Annotated in this window: 18 protein-coding genes; 12 read left to right on the forward strand and 6 right to left on the reverse strand. The window is 36.8% G+C overall.

Annotated elements, in window-relative coordinates; translation table 11 throughout:
• The first annotated feature begins 187 nt into the window (after window positions 1-187).
• Window positions 188-1,435 (forward strand): hypothetical protein, encoded by a 1,248-nt coding sequence (locus R7P80_RS03685; RefSeq protein WP_052697572.1) that lies wholly within the window; start codon window positions 188-190, stop codon window positions 1,433-1,435.
• A gap of 74 nt (window positions 1,436-1,509) precedes the next feature.
• Here the strand turns inward: R7P80_RS03685 and R7P80_RS03690 are convergent, their stop codons facing one another.
• Window positions 1,510-2,337 (reverse strand): hypothetical protein, encoded by an 828-nt coding sequence (locus R7P80_RS03690; protein ID WP_318096686.1) that lies wholly within the window; start codon window positions 2,335-2,337, stop codon window positions 1,510-1,512.
• Window positions 2,338-2,493: 156 nt separating this feature from the next.
• Here R7P80_RS03690 and R7P80_RS03695 point away from each other — a divergent pair, with 156 nt between their 5' ends.
• From R7P80_RS03695 to R7P80_RS03725, 7 genes are all read left to right on the forward strand, one after another.
• The gene (locus R7P80_RS03695; RefSeq protein WP_053319137.1) at window positions 2,494-2,883 is read left to right on the forward strand and encodes a hypothetical protein; all 390 of its coding nucleotides are present in this window, start codon (window positions 2,494-2,496) and stop codon (window positions 2,881-2,883) included.
• 10 nt (window positions 2,884-2,893) lie between these two features.
• Window positions 2,894-3,433 carry a hypothetical protein gene (locus tag R7P80_RS03700; RefSeq protein WP_038129582.1) on the forward strand — a complete coding sequence of 180 codons (540 nt, stop codon included), beginning with the start codon at window positions 2,894-2,896 and terminating at the stop codon, window positions 3,431-3,433.
• A gap of 4 nt (window positions 3,434-3,437) precedes the next feature.
• Window positions 3,438-3,719, forward strand: a complete 282-nt coding sequence (locus R7P80_RS03705) for a hypothetical protein (RefSeq protein WP_020331796.1) — start codon at window positions 3,438-3,440, stop codon at window positions 3,717-3,719.
• A 137-nt stretch (window positions 3,720-3,856) separates the two neighbouring features.
• Window positions 3,857-4,696 carry a hypothetical protein gene (locus tag R7P80_RS03710; protein ID WP_045595417.1) on the forward strand — a complete coding sequence of 280 codons (840 nt, stop codon included), beginning with the start codon at window positions 3,857-3,859 and terminating at the stop codon, window positions 4,694-4,696.
• A gap of 94 nt (window positions 4,697-4,790) precedes the next feature.
• Entirely contained in the window at window positions 4,791-5,429 is a 639-nt protein-coding gene (locus R7P80_RS03715) for an RNA ligase family protein (protein WP_318096687.1), read from the forward strand.
• Window positions 5,430-5,441: 12 nt separating this feature from the next.
• The gene (locus R7P80_RS03720; RefSeq protein ID WP_045595418.1) at window positions 5,442-6,623 is read left to right on the forward strand and encodes a potassium channel protein; all 1,182 of its coding nucleotides are present in this window, start codon (window positions 5,442-5,444) and stop codon (window positions 6,621-6,623) included.
• Between the two features lie 80 nt (window positions 6,624-6,703).
• The gene (locus tag R7P80_RS03725) at window positions 6,704-7,495 is read left to right on the forward strand and encodes a hypothetical protein (RefSeq protein WP_318096688.1); all 792 of its coding nucleotides are present in this window, start codon (window positions 6,704-6,706) and stop codon (window positions 7,493-7,495) included.
• A 45-nt stretch (window positions 7,496-7,540) separates the two neighbouring features.
• Here the strand turns inward: R7P80_RS03725 and R7P80_RS03730 are convergent, their stop codons facing one another.
• The 3 genes from R7P80_RS03730 to R7P80_RS03740 all read right to left on the reverse strand — a co-directional run bounded on the left by R7P80_RS03730 (window position 7,541) and on the right by R7P80_RS03740 (window position 11,848).
• A complete protein-coding gene (locus R7P80_RS03730; protein ID WP_045595420.1) occupies window positions 7,541-8,176 on the reverse strand; it encodes a hypothetical protein in 636 nt (211 codons plus the stop codon).
• A gap of 414 nt (window positions 8,177-8,590) precedes the next feature.
• Complete coding sequence (locus R7P80_RS03735) at window positions 8,591-11,152, reverse strand: hypothetical protein (RefSeq protein ID WP_318096689.1); 2,562 nt, start codon at window positions 11,150-11,152, stop codon at window positions 8,591-8,593.
• An 87-nt stretch (window positions 11,153-11,239) separates the two neighbouring features.
• Window positions 11,240-11,848: a hypothetical protein gene (locus R7P80_RS03740; protein ID WP_318096690.1), complete on the reverse strand. Its 609-nt coding sequence runs from the start codon at window positions 11,846-11,848 to the stop codon at window positions 11,240-11,242.
• Window positions 11,849-12,161: 313 nt separating this feature from the next.
• Here R7P80_RS03740 and R7P80_RS03745 point away from each other — a divergent pair, with 313 nt between their 5' ends.
• The 4 genes from R7P80_RS03745 to R7P80_RS03760 all read left to right on the forward strand — a co-directional run bounded on the left by R7P80_RS03745 (window position 12,162) and on the right by R7P80_RS03760 (window position 15,640).
• Window positions 12,162-12,773: a hypothetical protein gene (locus R7P80_RS03745; protein ID WP_318096691.1), complete on the forward strand. Its 612-nt coding sequence runs from the start codon at window positions 12,162-12,164 to the stop codon at window positions 12,771-12,773.
• A 19-nt stretch (window positions 12,774-12,792) separates the two neighbouring features.
• Window positions 12,793-13,245 carry a hypothetical protein gene (locus R7P80_RS03750; protein WP_045595424.1) on the forward strand — a complete coding sequence of 151 codons (453 nt, stop codon included), beginning with the start codon at window positions 12,793-12,795 and terminating at the stop codon, window positions 13,243-13,245.
• 94 nt (window positions 13,246-13,339) lie between these two features.
• Window positions 13,340-14,557, forward strand: coding sequence for an AAA family ATPase (locus R7P80_RS03755; protein ID WP_045595425.1), 1,218 nt, complete (start codon window positions 13,340-13,342; stop codon window positions 14,555-14,557).
• Between the two features lie 345 nt (window positions 14,558-14,902).
• Complete coding sequence (locus tag R7P80_RS03760; RefSeq protein ID WP_241620640.1) at window positions 14,903-15,640, forward strand: hypothetical protein; 738 nt, start codon at window positions 14,903-14,905, stop codon at window positions 15,638-15,640.
• 43 nt (window positions 15,641-15,683) lie between these two features.
• Here R7P80_RS03760 and R7P80_RS03765 read toward each other — a convergent pair whose 3' ends face one another.
• The gene (locus R7P80_RS03765) at window positions 15,684-15,944 is read right to left on the reverse strand and encodes a hypothetical protein (protein WP_038129562.1); all 261 of its coding nucleotides are present in this window, start codon (window positions 15,942-15,944) and stop codon (window positions 15,684-15,686) included.
• A gap of 144 nt (window positions 15,945-16,088) precedes the next feature.
• On the reverse strand, window positions 16,089-16,820 hold the full coding sequence (gene ssb, locus R7P80_RS03770; protein WP_411979029.1) for a single-stranded DNA-binding protein: 732 nt from the start codon (window positions 16,818-16,820) through the stop codon (window positions 16,089-16,091).
• Window positions 16,821-16,865: the final 45 nt, after the last annotated feature.

Raw genomic sequence — 16,865 nt, forward strand, 5'->3', positions numbered from 1 at the left:
GATTGATCAAGTTTCACTCATGGAAAATCTGTTTTTGATCATTTACAAAGATCGCACATCGCTCAATTCTCAATAAAACGCATCCAAATCACTATTTTTTTAACTATTTTTATTTGACATGAATATTTTTAGTCTTATACTCCACATTGTTCTTTGATTTATTACATCTCTGAGAGAGGAAGTCATTATGAAGACATTGGAACAATTGGCTAACAGCACCAAAGGTCTTAAGAAAACAAAAGACGGTATAACAGCTAGCTTTGATTTATTGTACCTAGAACCAGGATACAACGTCCGTGACGTAAACATGAATCAGGTGTTTAGCTTCTCCAAATCATTTCTTCGTGGTGAGCTTATCCCTCGACTAACAGTTCAACCAATTGAACTGAACGGCAAAACGGTTCTTAAGGTTATCGATGGTCAGCACCGTTACTTTGGTTACAAGCTGGCAATGCGTGACAAATCTTTTAAAAGTGAAGGTTTGGATGTTGTCGAATTCTCTGGCAACCTACGTGACCAAATCATTCACATGGTTCACGCGAACAGTGGTCGTAACCTGACTAACCTTGAGCTTGCAAAAGCGATGCTACGTCTACAAGAAGAGAATGAGACTCTTGATAGCATCTCGAAACTGTTCAACGTTAGCATTTCAACAGCAGCAAACAATATCGCTGTAGCGCGTTTCTCGAAAGAACATCCTGATTTCGACGTTCTTATTGATCACAACATTGTTGGTATGTCAGTGATTGCTTCAAACATCACTAAGCATAAAGAACGTGCTTACCAACGTCTATGTGGCATGATTGGTTTCGAATCACTTGACCTAGCTCCAATTCGTAACGTTCCTCAGATGACTGACAAGATGACTGAGGAAGAGTTTGAAGCGAAAATGACTAAGTACAAGTCAGAAATCGCTAAGATCAAGAAGCAAGTTGCAGCAAACATGAAGCAGCTTAAGCCTAAGAAGGTTGAAAAGGAAACTGTAGGCAATATGTCTACGCTTATTTCTGACATCACTCTTCTAATCCGTAACAGCAAACATAAGAGTAATGCAGATGGCACGGTCTCGATCCGTTTGGATGGACCGATGATCAAAGCTCTGTATCTTGCTAAAGCTGACCTTGATGAAGTTGACTCGCACAACCTGAATGCTATCGAAATCGGTAAGCAACTAGGCATGTCTGAAGAAGAGCTGGCAGAATATCAAGTGGTACAGAAGCAAGCTATTGCTGAGGCTGCAAGCAAAGCTCCTGAAGCTACACTACCTGTTGATAGCTCTGAAGAGCTTGAGGAAGAAACTGGAACTCAAGTAACTGTTGATATCGTGGACGAACAACCAGTAGACGACTTCAACCAAGATCCAGGTGGTATTGATGAGTTCGACGCTTACGATCCAAACATCGACCCTCTTCTTGATGAAGAACAATCAGCATAATCGAATTTTGAAGCTTTAGCTTCTTAATAAAAAAGCCATAGCACATGCTATGGCTTTTCTGTTTTTGAGCCGTATCAGTCAAAACTCAATACAGTATCAATCTCACACTCATCAGCTTCAATTAGCACCCTATCAAGCTCTGAGGATAGCTTTTGAGCATTTTCTAGAGAAAGGGTAATCCGCTTACCATCTATATTTAATGTTACTCGCTTTGGCTCAGTTGTTCTCAACTTAACTGCGATAACTTTCTGTTTCTCTTTACATGACTTTCTAACTTGATTAATCAATCCCTTTGACTTGAATATGAAGTCATTTGGATTCGGAACGCTATCAATCTCTGCTTTTAATAACTTAAGTTCAACAAAAATCTCTAGACCAAACTCCTTAGAGATTTCATCCTCATTATGATAGCACGACTTAATGAGATCCGATAAATGAATAAACCATCCATTTATAAAAGCTTTTTCTACTTTAAACTGTTTACTCTTCAGCCACATAGCTGAACAGACTAAAATTGACAACAAGCTAATATCTATTGCTACCAGAGCATCATCAAAATAGTTACCGTCTTCCAACTTGCTTAAAGTAAGCACAGTCAAAAATGGAATTAGTGAAACCGAAATCACCTTAGTTACTGAAACTTTATTAAATTGTTTATTTTGATATAATCCCATGAGCATTGGAATTATAAATACAACAAACATAAATAAAGCCCATAAGCTGCTGGTGGATGTTAAACTTCGTATCAGGTATGAATATTCATGATCCGTGAAGAACACAACACCAACAAACAATGAAGTCATTAAGAAGTAACTAACTGAAATCATCGATAAAGCAGTGGGGTTGTTCCATTGCTCAAAAACGTATTCAGCTTCTTCTTTAATTTTTGCATAATTCATCATGGCATAAGACACACAATTACAGTATAAATGTTGATTATTAATGAATGTTTTTACTGTTTTTAAACATACATTCAATACTTTTCAGAGTCAATGTATTTTTTATGTGCTATAAAAAAGAATTGACTTTTAACCCAACAAATGTAGAGTAAAGTGAAAATGAGCAATAAACCATTACTTCGATCAGATTTAGATACAAAGTACATCGCTGTTAATAAGCAAGGCGAATACAAGATATACGATAATCAAAGTGACTGCGCTGTTGATCAAGATTCTATCGTAACACCGATTAATCGACATACACGAGTCAGAACAAGCTCTGTTGAAATGTTGGCGCAGATACTTGCTGAGACGGAAGGCTATAAAGAAATAGTCACTGACCTTCCACAAGAGCATTTTGGGGTATGTCTTGATTATCTGTTTTTTAAACATCCTGAAGTATTCGAAACAACAGAACCCGCAAAACAAGAAGCATTCTGGAATACTCAGAGAATGAGACGAAAAACCATTGTTGAATCTGTAGAAGCATACTATCACCACGCAAATTAGAGAGGACAATATGTCTTTAAGATACGAACATCCTAAAATGACTTTTCATACTGATCGCGAAGATGTATCAATTGTTGCTGTATTTCTTAAGGGTGAACAGATTGTATCTACAAAGTCGATTCTGTATTTCAATAACCAAAGTGTTCCTAATAGCGGCTATATGCCATCACAAGAAGGTGATCATGCTATTATCAACCTTGATGGTGCTTACCAGTCTGGTTATCAAGATATTTTGATTTTCACAATGCATGATTATCAGAATAACTTAGATCCTAGCCGATTGTTTCTTGTAAACAATGAGGTTCAACCTGCTGAACTTGCATCAGCTCGTCCATTCTCAACAAAGAACATTGAGGGTGTCCAAGCAGGAATGAACTTGTGTTTTCATATCTCGCTCGATGATTACTTTAGAACGCGTCGAGTATCACTTAATCAGATCCCATCCTGGCGTTTCAGCCAGAAAAGTGGTTATTTCGAAAACACTAGTGATACCCTACAGTCGATTCTTGCTAACAGTTTTGATTATTTAAGCATTCCATTAAAGAAATAAAATTATGAATAAAAACATTGAATTAATTAATAAAAGCATTACGTACATCGATCAAGTAATTGAGTCGTTAAACGATACTTCAGACGAATTAACAAAAGAAGCTATTGAGGGTTACGGATTTAGTGAAATCAAAGATGCTGTGAAATCCGAGGATCTATCTGAATCTACGATTCATAGCTACCTACTTTCATTAATTCATATCTTTGACGTTTTGGATGAAGAGCTTTGTATGGAGCCAGATTTTTACGACCTAAAAGATGAGGTTGAATCAATCTCTCTTTCATAGATTGTTATCATCTTATTGATTTTTCATTGTTTTATTTCCGAGTTCTTTACCTTAATGCAAAATTTGAATTTAGGTGTTTACTTAATTCATTTTTTGCATTAAGGTATATACATAAGTTGAAACAAGGACTCAGAATTATGAAAAACAAAACCCTACTACTAATAATTGACGCACAAAATGATTTTTTTGACATCCCTGAAAGTGTCTTGAAATACCGCCCTACTCTTCCAGTGCCAGGCTCATGGGCTGACGCTCAGCGTCTATCCGATTTTATCAAATCGGAAAAATTCAATATCGACTCCATCTTTGCTACTTTTGATACCCATAGTGAATACGATATCAGCCACTGCTCTTACTGGATTGACTCTGAAACTGGAGAGAACCCTCTTCCGTTCACAGAAATCACCGTCGAGAGCTTTATTTCTGGTAAGTACACAACAAGCGATCCCGCGTTGAAAGAACATGCGCAAATGTACCTACAAAGCCTTAAAGACAATGGAAAGCCGAATCACTTCATTTTCCCTAACCATTGCATTCCTGGTACTGAAGGTTACGAAATTGTGGCTCCAGTGGCAGAAGCATTGGCAGAGTGGAGTCAGGCGAAAGAGAATAAGTCAATTGAACGATTCAATAAAGGTGAAAACCCTAACTATGAGTTTTTTGGACCTTTTGAATCTCAAGTTGTAGTTGAGCATGACGACGAAACCAAGCTAAAAGTCGATGTCATTAAAAACATGGTGGATAACTTTGATTCCATTCTAGTTAGTGGTCAGGCGTTATCTCATTGTGTTGGAACAGGCTTGAAGCAAATCATTGACTGTATTGAAAGCAATTACAGTGAAGATGAAGCTAAATCTCATATCTCTAAAATTTCGCTGCTAGCAAATACAACTTCACCAGTTGGCGGGTTTGAGCAAGTTGGGACAGAAATCATTGAGTTTTTGAAGCACAAAGGTGTCCAAATTACGGATGTATAACTAGTGTTGTTAAAAATATCTATTAACAGAGGGCTTGATTAGCCCTCTTTTTTATATATAATAAAAACAACCAATAAAATCAAAGAGATTAATAATGGAAACTTTAAAACCTAAATACCCAAGAACGTATCACTTACCGTTCAGTGAAGCGGTATTTAATGATGATAAATTAGCTGATGATTTTTCCATGATGGATGGCGAAGAAGTATGCGTGTCAATTAAGAAAGATGGGCAATGCACAACATGCACTTCAGACTATATTCATGCTCGCTCTGCTGAGATGAATTCACACGAATCATCTACATGGGTAAAACAGCTTCATGCAAAAATCCGTTACATGATGAACCCGAATCATCGTATTTGTGGCGAAAATCTATACGCCAAACATAGTATTCATTACAAGAACCTACCCGACTACTTCATGTGCTTTAACACATGGGATCGTGATACTAACATGTGCCACTCATGGGACGAAACTGTAGAGATCTGCGAAAGTCTGGGATTAACAACAGTAGAAGTTGTATATCGCGGCATTTTCGATATGGATAAGATTAAGGCTATCTTCCAAAATCTGGATAAAGAAAAGGAAGAAGGTATCGTAGTTCGTCTAGCGCGAGGCTTTCACTACGATGAATTCCAGAAATGTGTGATGAAGGCAGTTAGAAAGGGACACGTTCAGACTGATCAACACTGGTCACATCAAAAAGTCGTGCCAAACGAATTGGCTCAGTGATTTGGTGACTAAATGCTTGGTTTTCTATTTCGAATAAAGGTTTTGGAGCGTTTGGGGTTAATAAAGAACTATTCATCAAACAAAATGTTCAAAAGACCCATAATCCATGCAGCACTATTCATAACTGAATTTTTATTGATTGGCTTCTTTTATTACTACTTAGAAAATTATGTAGTTGTAGATAGCGATCCAATCAGTTTATCAAATTCATATTACTTTACCGTGATTACAGCATCGACAGTTGGCTACGGGGATCACGCCCCTGGAAATGTCTTAACGCAGTGGTATGTGATTATTTTTATGATCCTGTACCTACCGACTAGATTTATCTATACCGCTGGTGTGGCTGGCTTTTTGTTTAAGCATCACAGAGAACTTAAAAAAATTGGACGATGGTTCCCTATGTTAAAGAAACACATAATTGTATATTGTGACTCATCAACTATTGAGAGAAACAACTTTTTGTGGCTTAAGCGGTTTGTGGGTCAGCATCGAAAATCGCTTAAATACTGTAAGACTCCAATCTTATTAGTGAACAACAATCAAGACGCTAACAGCAGCCTAATTAACTACTTCACAGAGTTTTCAGACGAGTTGAAAGGTGTTGAGTTTGTTAATGCTAATCTGAACGAAAAACACTTCTTTGAAAAGATTTCGATTGATCACGCGGAGCGTGTCTATATTCTCGCAGACGAAAATGATGTTTCTACTGATAGTGATGTTTTTGACATGGTTTATCGAATCGAAAAGGAAACATCCTACAGTAATGGTGTCACCGCAGAAATAGTTAACGACAGAAACCGAGAGCGTATTCGAAACTTGGGAGCAAATGTAATCCTACGACCAAATCGCTCTATGCCAGAATTATTGGTTACGTCTACAATTGCTCCTGGCGCTTCTCAGATGGTTGAAGAGATTGTTTCACGCGGAGGTGATAGCATTGAACGGTTTGAAATTGACTGTTCTGAGTTTCGATGGGGAGATGTGTTATATCAGTTATCGATGAATGATGTAGGTATAGCAACAGCAGTCATTTATAAAGATGAAAGTGTTGATTCTAATCCATGTGGTAAATCAATAATCAAGGATGCAAAAGCTCTATTAATACTTATTCATGAAATGAAAAATCGAGATTATGATCAAGTACAAAACAGGATTAATGAAGTCATTAATGACGTTTGTAGATCTAGTTAAGGTTATTTTAATTATTAAAAAGCACTCTTCTGGAGTGCTTTTTTAATGTATAATTAAATAAAAACTAATTGGTAATATTAATGCTTGGTAAACATACTGTCTCAAACATCAAAATGATCGCAAAAGGTAAGCCTTCTCTCTACGTTAAATTGGGAAAAGAGCATATCACTATCAGTTTATATATGAATTGCTCTGACAAAACTGAAAGCATCACTATAAATGAAAACCAAAGGGTTTCAGTAATTGGTTCTATTACTGCGCTCAACACCAATGAAAGCATAGGTGGAAAGAACGCCTATAGAATTTTAGGGACTGTTGGCGCATATCCTGGTTTTGGTTCTTTGATGTATGAAGCACTTCTTTACGAATTGAATACAATGTCGGAAAGTGCGGTGCTGATTTCTGATAGAGAGTCAGTTAGGGGTGAGGCTGAGAATATCTATCACAAGATGAATAAGTATGATGGGATTGATACTTTTAAGATCCCTGTAAACCATTCATTGTACTCTCACGATCTTCAAATAGATGTATTTGACATTATCCTAGAAAACTCCAATCTTGATGAAGATATGGATTATGATGAATTCATAGAAAGAGTTGAGTCTGGAGAGATTTCACCATATGTTCTTAATATGGCGTATGCATATAATGGAAGCTCAATCGATACTCAGAAATATCTAAATATTCTTAAACTAAATCATCAATCAAGAAATTTATCTACAAAAGTCCTCAACGAAATTGAGTCTGAAAGCGCATACTTGGGTGATTATGTAGATTGCAATCGCAATGAATTGATAGATCTTCGAGACAGGAATTTTGAAGATTATATTTATGACATAAATACTTCTAATGAAAAAGCTCTAGAGTTCTAGAGCTTTATAAAACATAGAGACCTCAAGGTAGAGGTTTCTATATTTTTATCTATTCGGCAAATTAACCCAAACCTTAACTTTATCCATATTTGCATTAAGGTCTTCTTTTAGTTTTTTTAACTGATTCAGGTATCTTTCTCTATCTTTATGAATTACAAGACCATTGACTGCATTTCCATCCATGCACCAGATTTTATACATTGAAATCTCATCTGCAATGTCACTGGCTCTCTTTATTGAATGAAAAATCAATCGAAAATCTTTTTTATATGGAAGCCTTTTTAGTGAAGTGATTGTGAAAGGCGCTCTCTTTCCAAAACTGGTTCTACTACACTTCCCCCTTAAATAGCTATGAAGACCAGCCAGACGCTCTCTGAGCGATTCTGATAAGCATAAATCGAAGTCAGTTAGCTTGTTTGGGTTTTTGTTTATCAGTTTTTCTAAGCACTCTATGGTATCAATAACATTCACTGGCAAAGCAACTTTCTCAAGCTCAGAAACCTTTCCCTCAAGCTTATTAATTACTGTTTCCTTATCGTTTTCTTTGCTCATAGACCTGATCATGACAATCTTTTGATTAAGAATGTTCTTTAGGTGTAGTGCGACGATAATATCCTCAGTAGTTATCAAATCCCGATTTTTTTCTAAAATTCCTTGATATATCAGCTCATAATCTTTCATTTATTAACCCTTTATCGCCAATTTTATTATTTAATAAAAGCAAAAAGCACCCTTCTGGGTGCTTTTATCGGAAATTAAACTCTCTATGATCAAATATGCAATTTTAATTTTGTAAGTTAGAAGGAAGAAAGTTTTGTGCCGTGCAATCTCTAATGAGATACCATTAGACGCTAGAAAGTATCTAATGGTATCGCAACAAAGTTGCGAATCATGGAAATTGAATTCTCTATCAGCGTTTTTTTTGAAAGAAAAAATATAGTTAGAAGGAAGAAAATTCTAAGCCATGATATAGAAACTCAAAGTCATCTCTAAGCTTCCATGTTGTAAATACTACTCTAAAGGTATTCTAAATGCAATCTTTTTTATCTTTAAATTAAAAGCCCATTCAATTGAATGGGCTTTTTTATTACAACCTTAATCTACAAGCCATTTACCCATTACGGTATCTAATTGCATGGCAAAATCCATATCGAATCTAAAGTCAATTTCGTGCCTCACGACTTCATCATTAACGATTTCTTCAATAGGTTTATCTACTAAAGTGACACGTTGACCTCTTGCAACAGCATTCGCTAACGCCAAGTCGTACATCGTAGGATTTGTACGGCTCATTGCTTCCGTTGATTTAGCGATATTAATCATCTTTTTAGATTCTGTGCTGGAGTTTAGACCATCGGCTCTAGTCGAAGAGTCCATATCGCAAACGAAGTAAGACATATCCTGGACATCCAAGATTAAAGGAACGCAACCTTTGCTTTCTCCAACAAGGTCAAGTTTCTGACTAACAGAAGATGGTTCAAACAACTCACCAACTTTAGCATCCTTTCTTTCCATCACTCCAACAAAGGCATTGTAATCTTCAAATTTACCGCCGCTGAAGATATTAACGAACATAACTACATATCGGATACCCATGTCAGCGCATTTTTTGATATTGATATCAATACACTCAGCAGCGCCCAATGGTGCATCTTGAATATCGCCACTGAACCTAGCCCATTCGTCCTGACTCCAATCAGAGTATGTATCCTCTGGATCACAATCCCAGTATGTCCAATACCCAATATCTTTCATTGCGTTCCAGCTTTCATCAAGCGCTTTTGCACTCAAGTCAAAATCAACTTCACCTTTCCAGTACATGAACATGCGCAGGATGTCTGCATCTTTCTCTAAAGGAATTCGGCTACCTCTTGGATAAAGTGATAGTGAGGAAGCCATAGATCGCATGGAAAGCGGAAGAACAATGTTCTTTAATGCTGGATCAATGTAAACAGTACCCAAGGATTCTTTTTGAGATAGCCGTTTGTTGATTTCTGCTAATAGACATAATGATACTTTATTAGCATTAGCTTGACTCAGTGAATCTCGCTTATCCTCTTCAAGATAGAAAAGTTTAGCTCGGTTTCCTTTTGGAATGAAGTATCGGTATCCTTCATTTACCACACGGCTATTAAAATAAGCTCTTAGTTGGAATAACTGACTAATCTTCAATTCTTGAACAACTGATTTTTCTAAAGCATTAATTACAATTTCGGTGTAATCATCGCCTAAAGCATCGCCAATTCTCAACATCAAATCGATATTTCTGGCAAATTCTCCTGGTCGTGAAGAAAGCAAGCTTACCAAAGCTGTGAATGCTTCACCTCTTTCTTTTAAATCAGTAGCAAGCTTTTCAGGAGATTCACCACTTTCATGTTTTTCCGAACACATGGCTAGGAGAGTTTTTAGTGTTTTATCACCAACAGTATCACCAATAGTTACTTTCAAAGATGTGTTGTGTAAATGAATTTCCACGTCTTTTTTAGGGATAGTTCCTTTTGGGGTCTGCTGAACACCCATAGCATCCATCAACAGAGCTTCTTTCTTCGAGTTAAAAGTCTTGATACTTTTATGGTCGTTGCGTAGGACATTGAAAGCATGTGCAGCATGAGGATACTTGTTTGATTCAGCTCCAACATGTAAGTATCGACCTAAGGCTAAGAAAAGCCCTCTACGACGAATCATGTCTTCCATAAGCATATGTCTATCTAATAGAGTCATAACCAACTTACGTTGCTTTCTGGACAGCTTAAATCTGATTTTCTTACATGCCTCAAGAGAAACATCAAAACCACTCAGGTAAGCTGCTAATCGCAACACATCCGTATATGTTTTGAATTTGTGTCTCATAATCTCAATAGCATCTGGCAAGTGTTCAGAAATCACTCCAGTAAGAAAGCAAAGTTGTTCTTTATGTGCAATCGAAACAGGAATGTATTCAAGAGCCTCTTCTTTGAATGCAATAATGACCTGCTTAACAAACTCTTTATCAAAAGCCGTAACTGATGTGCTTGATGCTAGTAAGTTGCCGAAAACCTCAAATAAATCAGCTTTAGATGCTAGTCCAACATTTGATAACTTAACGATGTTATCGTTAAGAGAAAATTCAATAGTTCCTTGCTTTTCACCTTCTACATTGTCGGATAATCCCTCGACTTGATGCTGGCATACAGGGCAAGCATTGAACATGGATAAGTCGAATAATTGATCATGGAAAGAACAACCGCATGGTAACTTGACCTGAAGTGAAGTAGGTTTGGCATTTAAGCCGAAGATGTGGCTAAAAATCACTCCAGCTCGGTTATCATGGTAAGAACGATCTTGAGCTGTATAAGGGAAGTTGGCGTGAAGAGTCACAAAATTATTAAGATCACCTTTTGCTTCAGAAAGCGTATAGATAAGTGACTTAGCTTCTTCAATCAAAGATTCTTCTGAAAGCTGTTTTAACGAAAGCTTTAAATGTGCTGACATGACGTAACCTAGACGCAGCATCTCTGTGTCTATCTCATCAAAAATCTCTTTAGCGATTTCAGCGCTCACAGGGTTGGAAGATGATTCGCTCTTTACATAGTACGCACTACGCTTTGAAAGCATTATTGATTGTAAGTGTTGAAAGTTCGAATTATCTTGATTTTCTGTTTGCACATGAGTTTTCATGAAGAATCCTTTAGATTGACTAGATTTTATTTAATTTAATTAGCCATTAATCATAACGTTATGAGAATTATTAATCAATATAAAAAGTTAAAATGTAAGCACGTATTCTAAGGATAGCTGAGACTCACTCATACTCTTTTGATACATACCCTTTTTTGATCCGAATGCGTCAAAATCCTTTACGACCTTAATCCCAAAATTTATAGTTGAATGCTCTGAGATCGGTTGGATTGTATTGAATGAAATTTGAGACATCATTACGGGAACGCCTGTCTTTTCAATTACCAAACCATTGTTCGCAAGAAGATTTCTCATGGATTCATCAGTTTTAAATGATAGTACCGCGCCCACACCCATAGACAGACTGGTTCTTTCATCAAACTGAATCTTTCTATTCAGAAAATACTGCTGATATTGCTTAGCGTTTTGAGTTCCTTGCAAATCATCACCGCCGAAATCTATAAGTCTCGATACCACTTCAATCTCGAAGAATGACATTTTTAAAAATCGACATACCGTGTTTTGCTCACTGAACATTGAAATTTTCATATCAACAATGTCATAACTTTTCATGAGATCATCGGCAATTTTAGAAAAATTGAATGGATCTGACGGTTCGACTCCTGTCCTATCCATTGCATTCGCTCTTGCACAACCGAGCATTAAAATCATACAGATTAGTAATGAGTATCGCATTCAGCATTTCCTTTATAGATCAAAAAACCCTGGCTTAATAGCCAAGGTTTTCTTAATACCTAAAATTAGGATTTGTCTTTGGACTCTTTCTTAGCTTGTTGAGCAACATGCTTTTTAACATCATCCATCATTTGAAGTGCTTTCTTAGCACCAACGCGCTTAGCCATAGTTAAATCCTTACTTTAATTGATTAATTTTTTGTCATTGGTATTGCTTACCAACCACCCAAATATTAATATAAATAAAAACCAAGTCAAGCATTATTTACTTTAAAAACAATAATTGTATAATAAACACTCAAAGAGAATGAAACATGATTTTTTTCAATGCAATTTTCAGTATAGCTCTAGCTATAGGCTGTTACTTTCAATTCGTACCTTACTACCTAGCTGGGATCATCGCCTTCCTACTTGTTTACTACGCCTCTGAATACGTTGACGGACTAAGGCAAAAGTTTTCTGATAATGAGACTGCTTCGAAAAACGACACGAAAGTAACCAAGATAACAAACTACGATAAATATCGCTCGATGAATAATGCAATTGAACGAAGTGTTAGAATCTCAATTACTTCTTTAATACCGCTCCTAAGTGCATTCTATGTTGCTAATACTGCAAATCAAGGAATAACAGTTATTGCTGTTGGCTCATTTGTGTCGCTGATCATGTATGGAACATTTATCAGTTCCATCGTAAGAGCTTCAATTCAAAGTAACCTATACGAAGATCTACACACGGCAGCAGTGAGAAGAAAAAGAGAGCTAGACGAGATAAAAAATCCGTCCAACTACAAAGCTGTAGATGTCAGTAAAGATTCAAAAGTTGAAAGTTTAGTTGCTCACTTGATTGAAATCGCTTCACAGAACACATCAAAATTAGATACTGTAATTTCAGCTTTAGAGAAAGGCACAATCAGAAAGCTATAAACATAAAAGGAAGCATAAAATGGATAAAAGAAATGAAAGAAATCTGAGTTTAAGAATTGTTTTACTTGTCACAGCTTTCTGTGCTTTTAGTGCGTTAGGCTTCTCATTTTTTAAAGATGTAAAAACGGCTCAATACGAACAAAGGCAAGCTCAGTTTCAAAAGACTGATAGCATGAAAGAGATCGCTAAAAAAGAGTTTGAAAGGATTGGAACTGTCGAGCAATCATATGTTTACACCTATAAAGATTTTGATTCTGGTATCACTAGAGACTCAGTACATATTGTTAGGAATTTAACCCTTGTTTTAGTTAGCAATAATAAATCTTTTGTTCTGGATAGGGAGATACCCTTAATTAAGCCTGGTTCTAGCGTCTGGAAAGGCTCCAAAGAAGGAATTGATTACTTATGTGTCGGTGATAAAAACGTTGTTTGTTCCACTTTAAATCCAAAAGATTTAATGTTCGCATACTAATTTATAGCTACAAAACAAAAACTCGCTTAGTAGGCACAAGGTATTTACTTGTGCCTGTTTTTATATATAATAAGGAAAGCTTTAAGGAGGCAGTATGAGTGATTTTGTTCATTCTTTCTCTCTAGACTCAGTTTTGAACAATCACCTTCAAGAATTTCCTCTACTAGCGGAATTTGAAAGTACCGTTCAAGACAGTCGTTGGCATAGTGAAGGTAATGTGAAAATTCACACAGACCTAGTTATCCAAGAGATGAAAAAACTAATTTTAAAAAATCCGCAACTTTCTGAGTCTGAACAAAAAATTCTTCTTTGGTCAGCAGCTTTGCACGACTACGCGAAGCCAATCACAACTCATGAAAGAGAAATCAATGGCGAGATTCGCGTTGTAGCGCCAAAGCACGAGCAGATTGGTGCATCATTATTATTTTCATGCAAAAAGCCACATGAGCTTACATATGAAGAATGGTTGGTCATCATCAAGCTAGTTGGATTCCACCAGCAAGCAAAGTTATTGGTGATCCGAAATGAAGACTACCGTTCATACATTCGCCTATTTAGAGAGGTAAAATCTCTCGACCTGCTTTATTACTTAGCAATGGCAGATATCTTAGGTAGAGACTGTGAAGACAAACAAGAGCAACTTGACTATGTTGAGTTTTTCAAACTCAACTATCTAGACTACAATCTTGGTGGTTACTTCAAAGATTATGAGCTAAAGCAAAAAGAAAAAGTTGCTAAATTAATTCATAAACCAAGTCAAAACCCTGAGCATATTAGTATCAGAGGTATTTCAAACATTATTGATGGCAACATCTATATGATTGAAGAGTCTCTAAGTAAACCTTATGCTCACATGGGCTATCCAATTGTAGATGTTTTGGTTGGTGTGGCTAGCTCTGGCAAATCGACATACACAAAAACAGTACCTGAATGCCCTGTCATTAGTATGGACAACATTAGAGCTAGGTTTAAAAACATTGACTCACAAGATGTGAACAATGAAGTGTTAAGAATTGCACTAGAGGAACTAAAGGATCACTTGAGAAGTGGAAATCATGTAATTTGGGATGCAACAAACTACAGATATGACTTTAGGAGCAAGGTTACTGAACTAGCGTTTAAGTACAAAGCTTATGTTCGATTTTTTGTTTTCATCAAAGATAAAGCGCAACTTCACATTGATAACAAAAGCCGTAAAAAACGAGTTATCCCTGAGGTTATTGAAAATCAGTGTTCAAAGTTTGAATTGCCAATTGAAGATGAAGCTCATAAAGTAAACTGGTTACATAATGGAGTGCTTATTGATGTGTGAATCAGAACTACCTACAAAAGAGAATCCAATTATCCTTCATAGGTTGAAGTGCTTTAACTGTAAGGAAAGTCCGAAGTATTTTTATGACACAACTTGGGGCGAAAACTGCTCTTCAGAATGTTCTAAAGAGTCTCCATGCGAAGGATGTCTATTAGATAGAGATCATCCTCATGTAGTGGTGCATGACCCAATTTCATGCCCTTATGGGTTTGAGTCACATGACACAACAAAGAAACTAGCTATTGAAGGATGGAAGCAAGCAAACAATCCTCATAGAGGCAGGAAATAGACATTGAGGGCGTATTTTATTAATATAAATTAAATAACTTACGCCCTGGTTTTTATATGAAATTCGAACACGCCAAAAAGTTAATTCAACATATAACTCACTCTAAAAAGAGTGATAGGTTTACAAGTGAAGATTTCTTTACCTTGTTCCCTGAACTTGTAGAACTTAGCCAAAAGTCATATACCCCAACTCGTTTGTATAGAGTTCTAATGTTAGAGAGCGATAGTGACTTAAATGGGTTTGGGGTTGATTCATTATCACACAATATTTCTAGCTGCTTGAATATAGCTAACTCAATGCCTTCCATCGTTTTCACAAAGGACTCTACGATTTCTTTAGATGCGCACCTTTTTTCCTTTAATGTGCCAAAAGATAGAATTCTGATTGACTTCGATACTTGCCTTCCTTTGATAGAGGATAAACTGAAAAAGTGCTTAAACCACAAGGTTTATGATAAGCATGGTAGTCCAGTAAGTATCAAGAAAGCTATTGAGCAATATAGAAATAATGACGAGAGAGAAGTGATTGCTGATATTTCAGGATTAGAGTTTACTCGAACTAAAGTTTCTAACCAATTATACTCGATGAATTTGATAGCTAGAGATTTCGAGAATCTTAAGGAAAGCACACTTTACTACAATAACCTTGATACATTCCAAAAAAATCTTTTCCCAATAATGAGTAAAATAGATCAGAAAAAATTTCATGTATGGAAGGATAGACTTTTGATTCCTGAAGAAAAGCCTATAAAAAATAAAAGCAGTACTCCAAAAGGATGGGTGCCAGCATTTTAATCAAAAAGCCAGCTTATAGCTGGCTTTTTCGTTTCGATAAAAGTTAGTACTTTCTTTTTGCTGTGAAAGTATCAAGTTTTGAAAGCTTTGACATGCACGTATTGTAGATGTCTTCCCTAATAGCTGATTGAGGACTTAGACCCGCTTCAATCAGAGATTCTCTTGCTAGATTGAAACAAACAGATGCTACATGATCAGACTTAATTGCATAGTATGTATCAGCTCTTTCCATTTCGTAAGTTGCAGACTGAACGTTTAACGAGATTGTAGCCAAAACTACCATTAGGACTTTATTCACTTTCATTACTTTTACCTATTTTTTGATTTCTTAATTGACTCTATTATACATATATTGATCTCAGAGTCAATATGTAGTTTTTAGGCAAAATAAAGCCCACTATCAAGCGGGCTTTTTTCGGAAAATATCGTTATAAATCAATGACTTAGCCTAAAAAGGAATGTCGTCATCAAAGTCCATTGGTGGCTCATTGAATTGCTGCTGCGGAGCATGTTGCTGCTGCGGAGCATGTTGCTGTTGCGGAGCATGTTGCTGTTGCGGAGCATGTTGCTGCTGTGGAGCATGTTGCTGCTGTGGAGCATATTGCTGCTGTGGAGCATGTTGTTGCGGAGCATGTTGTTGCGGAGCAGCGTATTGTTGAGGTTGACCATTATCTTGCGGGAAGCCCTGATCGCTCGGCTGAGAGAATTGTTGAGGTGCATCATAAGATTGGTGCTGACCTTGTGCAGGTTGACCCTGGTGCTGACCTTGTGCAGGTTGACCTTGGTGCTGACCTTGTGCAGGTTGACCCTGAGCAGGCTGACCTTGTGGGCGACCACCAAGCATTTGCATTACGCCTTGGTATCCTTGAACAACTACTTCAGTTGTGTAGCGATCTTGACCTTGCTGATCTTGCCATTTACGAGTTTGAAGTTGACCTTCGACGTATACTTGAGAACCTTTTTTCAGGTATTGAGCTGCTACATCAGCCAGAACGCCAAACAGTGACACACGGTGCCATTCAGTTTTCTCACGTTGCTCGCCTGTCGCTTTATCACGCCATGACTCAGAAGTAGCGATAGTTATGTTAGCTACATTACCACCATTCGGCATAGCACGAACTTCAGGATCGTTACCTAGATTGCCGACAAGGATTACTTTGTTCACCGAACCTCTACTCATAATTTCTACCTTTTTCCTTTAAATTCATAGGATTAACCATTATCT

The sequence above is a fragment of the Vibrio sp. 2092 genome (assembly GCF_033339635.1).
GTDB classification, from domain to species: domain Bacteria; phylum Pseudomonadota; class Gammaproteobacteria; order Enterobacterales; family Vibrionaceae; genus Vibrio; species Vibrio alginolyticus.

Coding starts and splice junctions, on each gene's coding strand:
- ssb (WP_411979029.1), bottom strand. CDS start 16,820: ATGAGTAGAGGTTCGGTGAACAAAGTAATCCTTGTCGGCAATCTAGGT.
- R7P80_RS03685 (WP_052697572.1), top strand. CDS start 188: ATGAAGACATTGGAACAATTGGCTAACAGCACCAAAGGTCTTAAGAAA.
- R7P80_RS03705 (WP_020331796.1), top strand. CDS start 3,438: ATGAATAAAAACATTGAATTAATTAATAAAAGCATTACGTACATCGAT.
- R7P80_RS03720 (WP_045595418.1), top strand. CDS start 5,442: ATGCTTGGTTTTCTATTTCGAATAAAGGTTTTGGAGCGTTTGGGGTTA.
- R7P80_RS03690 (WP_318096686.1), bottom strand. CDS start 2,337: ATGATGAATTATGCAAAAATTAAAGAAGAAGCTGAATACGTTTTTGAG.
- R7P80_RS03725 (WP_318096688.1), top strand. CDS start 6,704: ATGCTTGGTAAACATACTGTCTCAAACATCAAAATGATCGCAAAAGGT.
- R7P80_RS03700 (WP_038129582.1), top strand. CDS start 2,894: ATGTCTTTAAGATACGAACATCCTAAAATGACTTTTCATACTGATCGC.
- R7P80_RS03765 (WP_038129562.1), bottom strand. CDS start 15,944: ATGAAAGTGAATAAAGTCCTAATGGTAGTTTTGGCTACAATCTCGTTA.
- R7P80_RS03745 (WP_318096691.1), top strand. CDS start 12,162: ATGATTTTTTTCAATGCAATTTTCAGTATAGCTCTAGCTATAGGCTGT.
- R7P80_RS03735 (WP_318096689.1), bottom strand. CDS start 11,152: ATGAAAACTCATGTGCAAACAGAAAATCAAGATAATTCGAACTTTCAA.
- R7P80_RS03755 (WP_045595425.1), top strand. CDS start 13,340: ATGAGTGATTTTGTTCATTCTTTCTCTCTAGACTCAGTTTTGAACAAT.
- R7P80_RS03715 (WP_318096687.1), top strand. CDS start 4,791: ATGGAAACTTTAAAACCTAAATACCCAAGAACGTATCACTTACCGTTC.
- R7P80_RS03750 (WP_045595424.1), top strand. CDS start 12,793: ATGGATAAAAGAAATGAAAGAAATCTGAGTTTAAGAATTGTTTTACTT.
- R7P80_RS03740 (WP_318096690.1), bottom strand. CDS start 11,848: ATGCGATACTCATTACTAATCTGTATGATTTTAATGCTCGGTTGTGCA.
- R7P80_RS03695 (WP_053319137.1), top strand. CDS start 2,494: ATGAGCAATAAACCATTACTTCGATCAGATTTAGATACAAAGTACATC.
- R7P80_RS03730 (WP_045595420.1), bottom strand. CDS start 8,176: ATGAAAGATTATGAGCTGATATATCAAGGAATTTTAGAAAAAAATCGG.
- R7P80_RS03710 (WP_045595417.1), top strand. CDS start 3,857: ATGAAAAACAAAACCCTACTACTAATAATTGACGCACAAAATGATTTT.
- R7P80_RS03760 (WP_241620640.1), top strand. CDS start 14,903: ATGAAATTCGAACACGCCAAAAAGTTAATTCAACATATAACTCACTCT.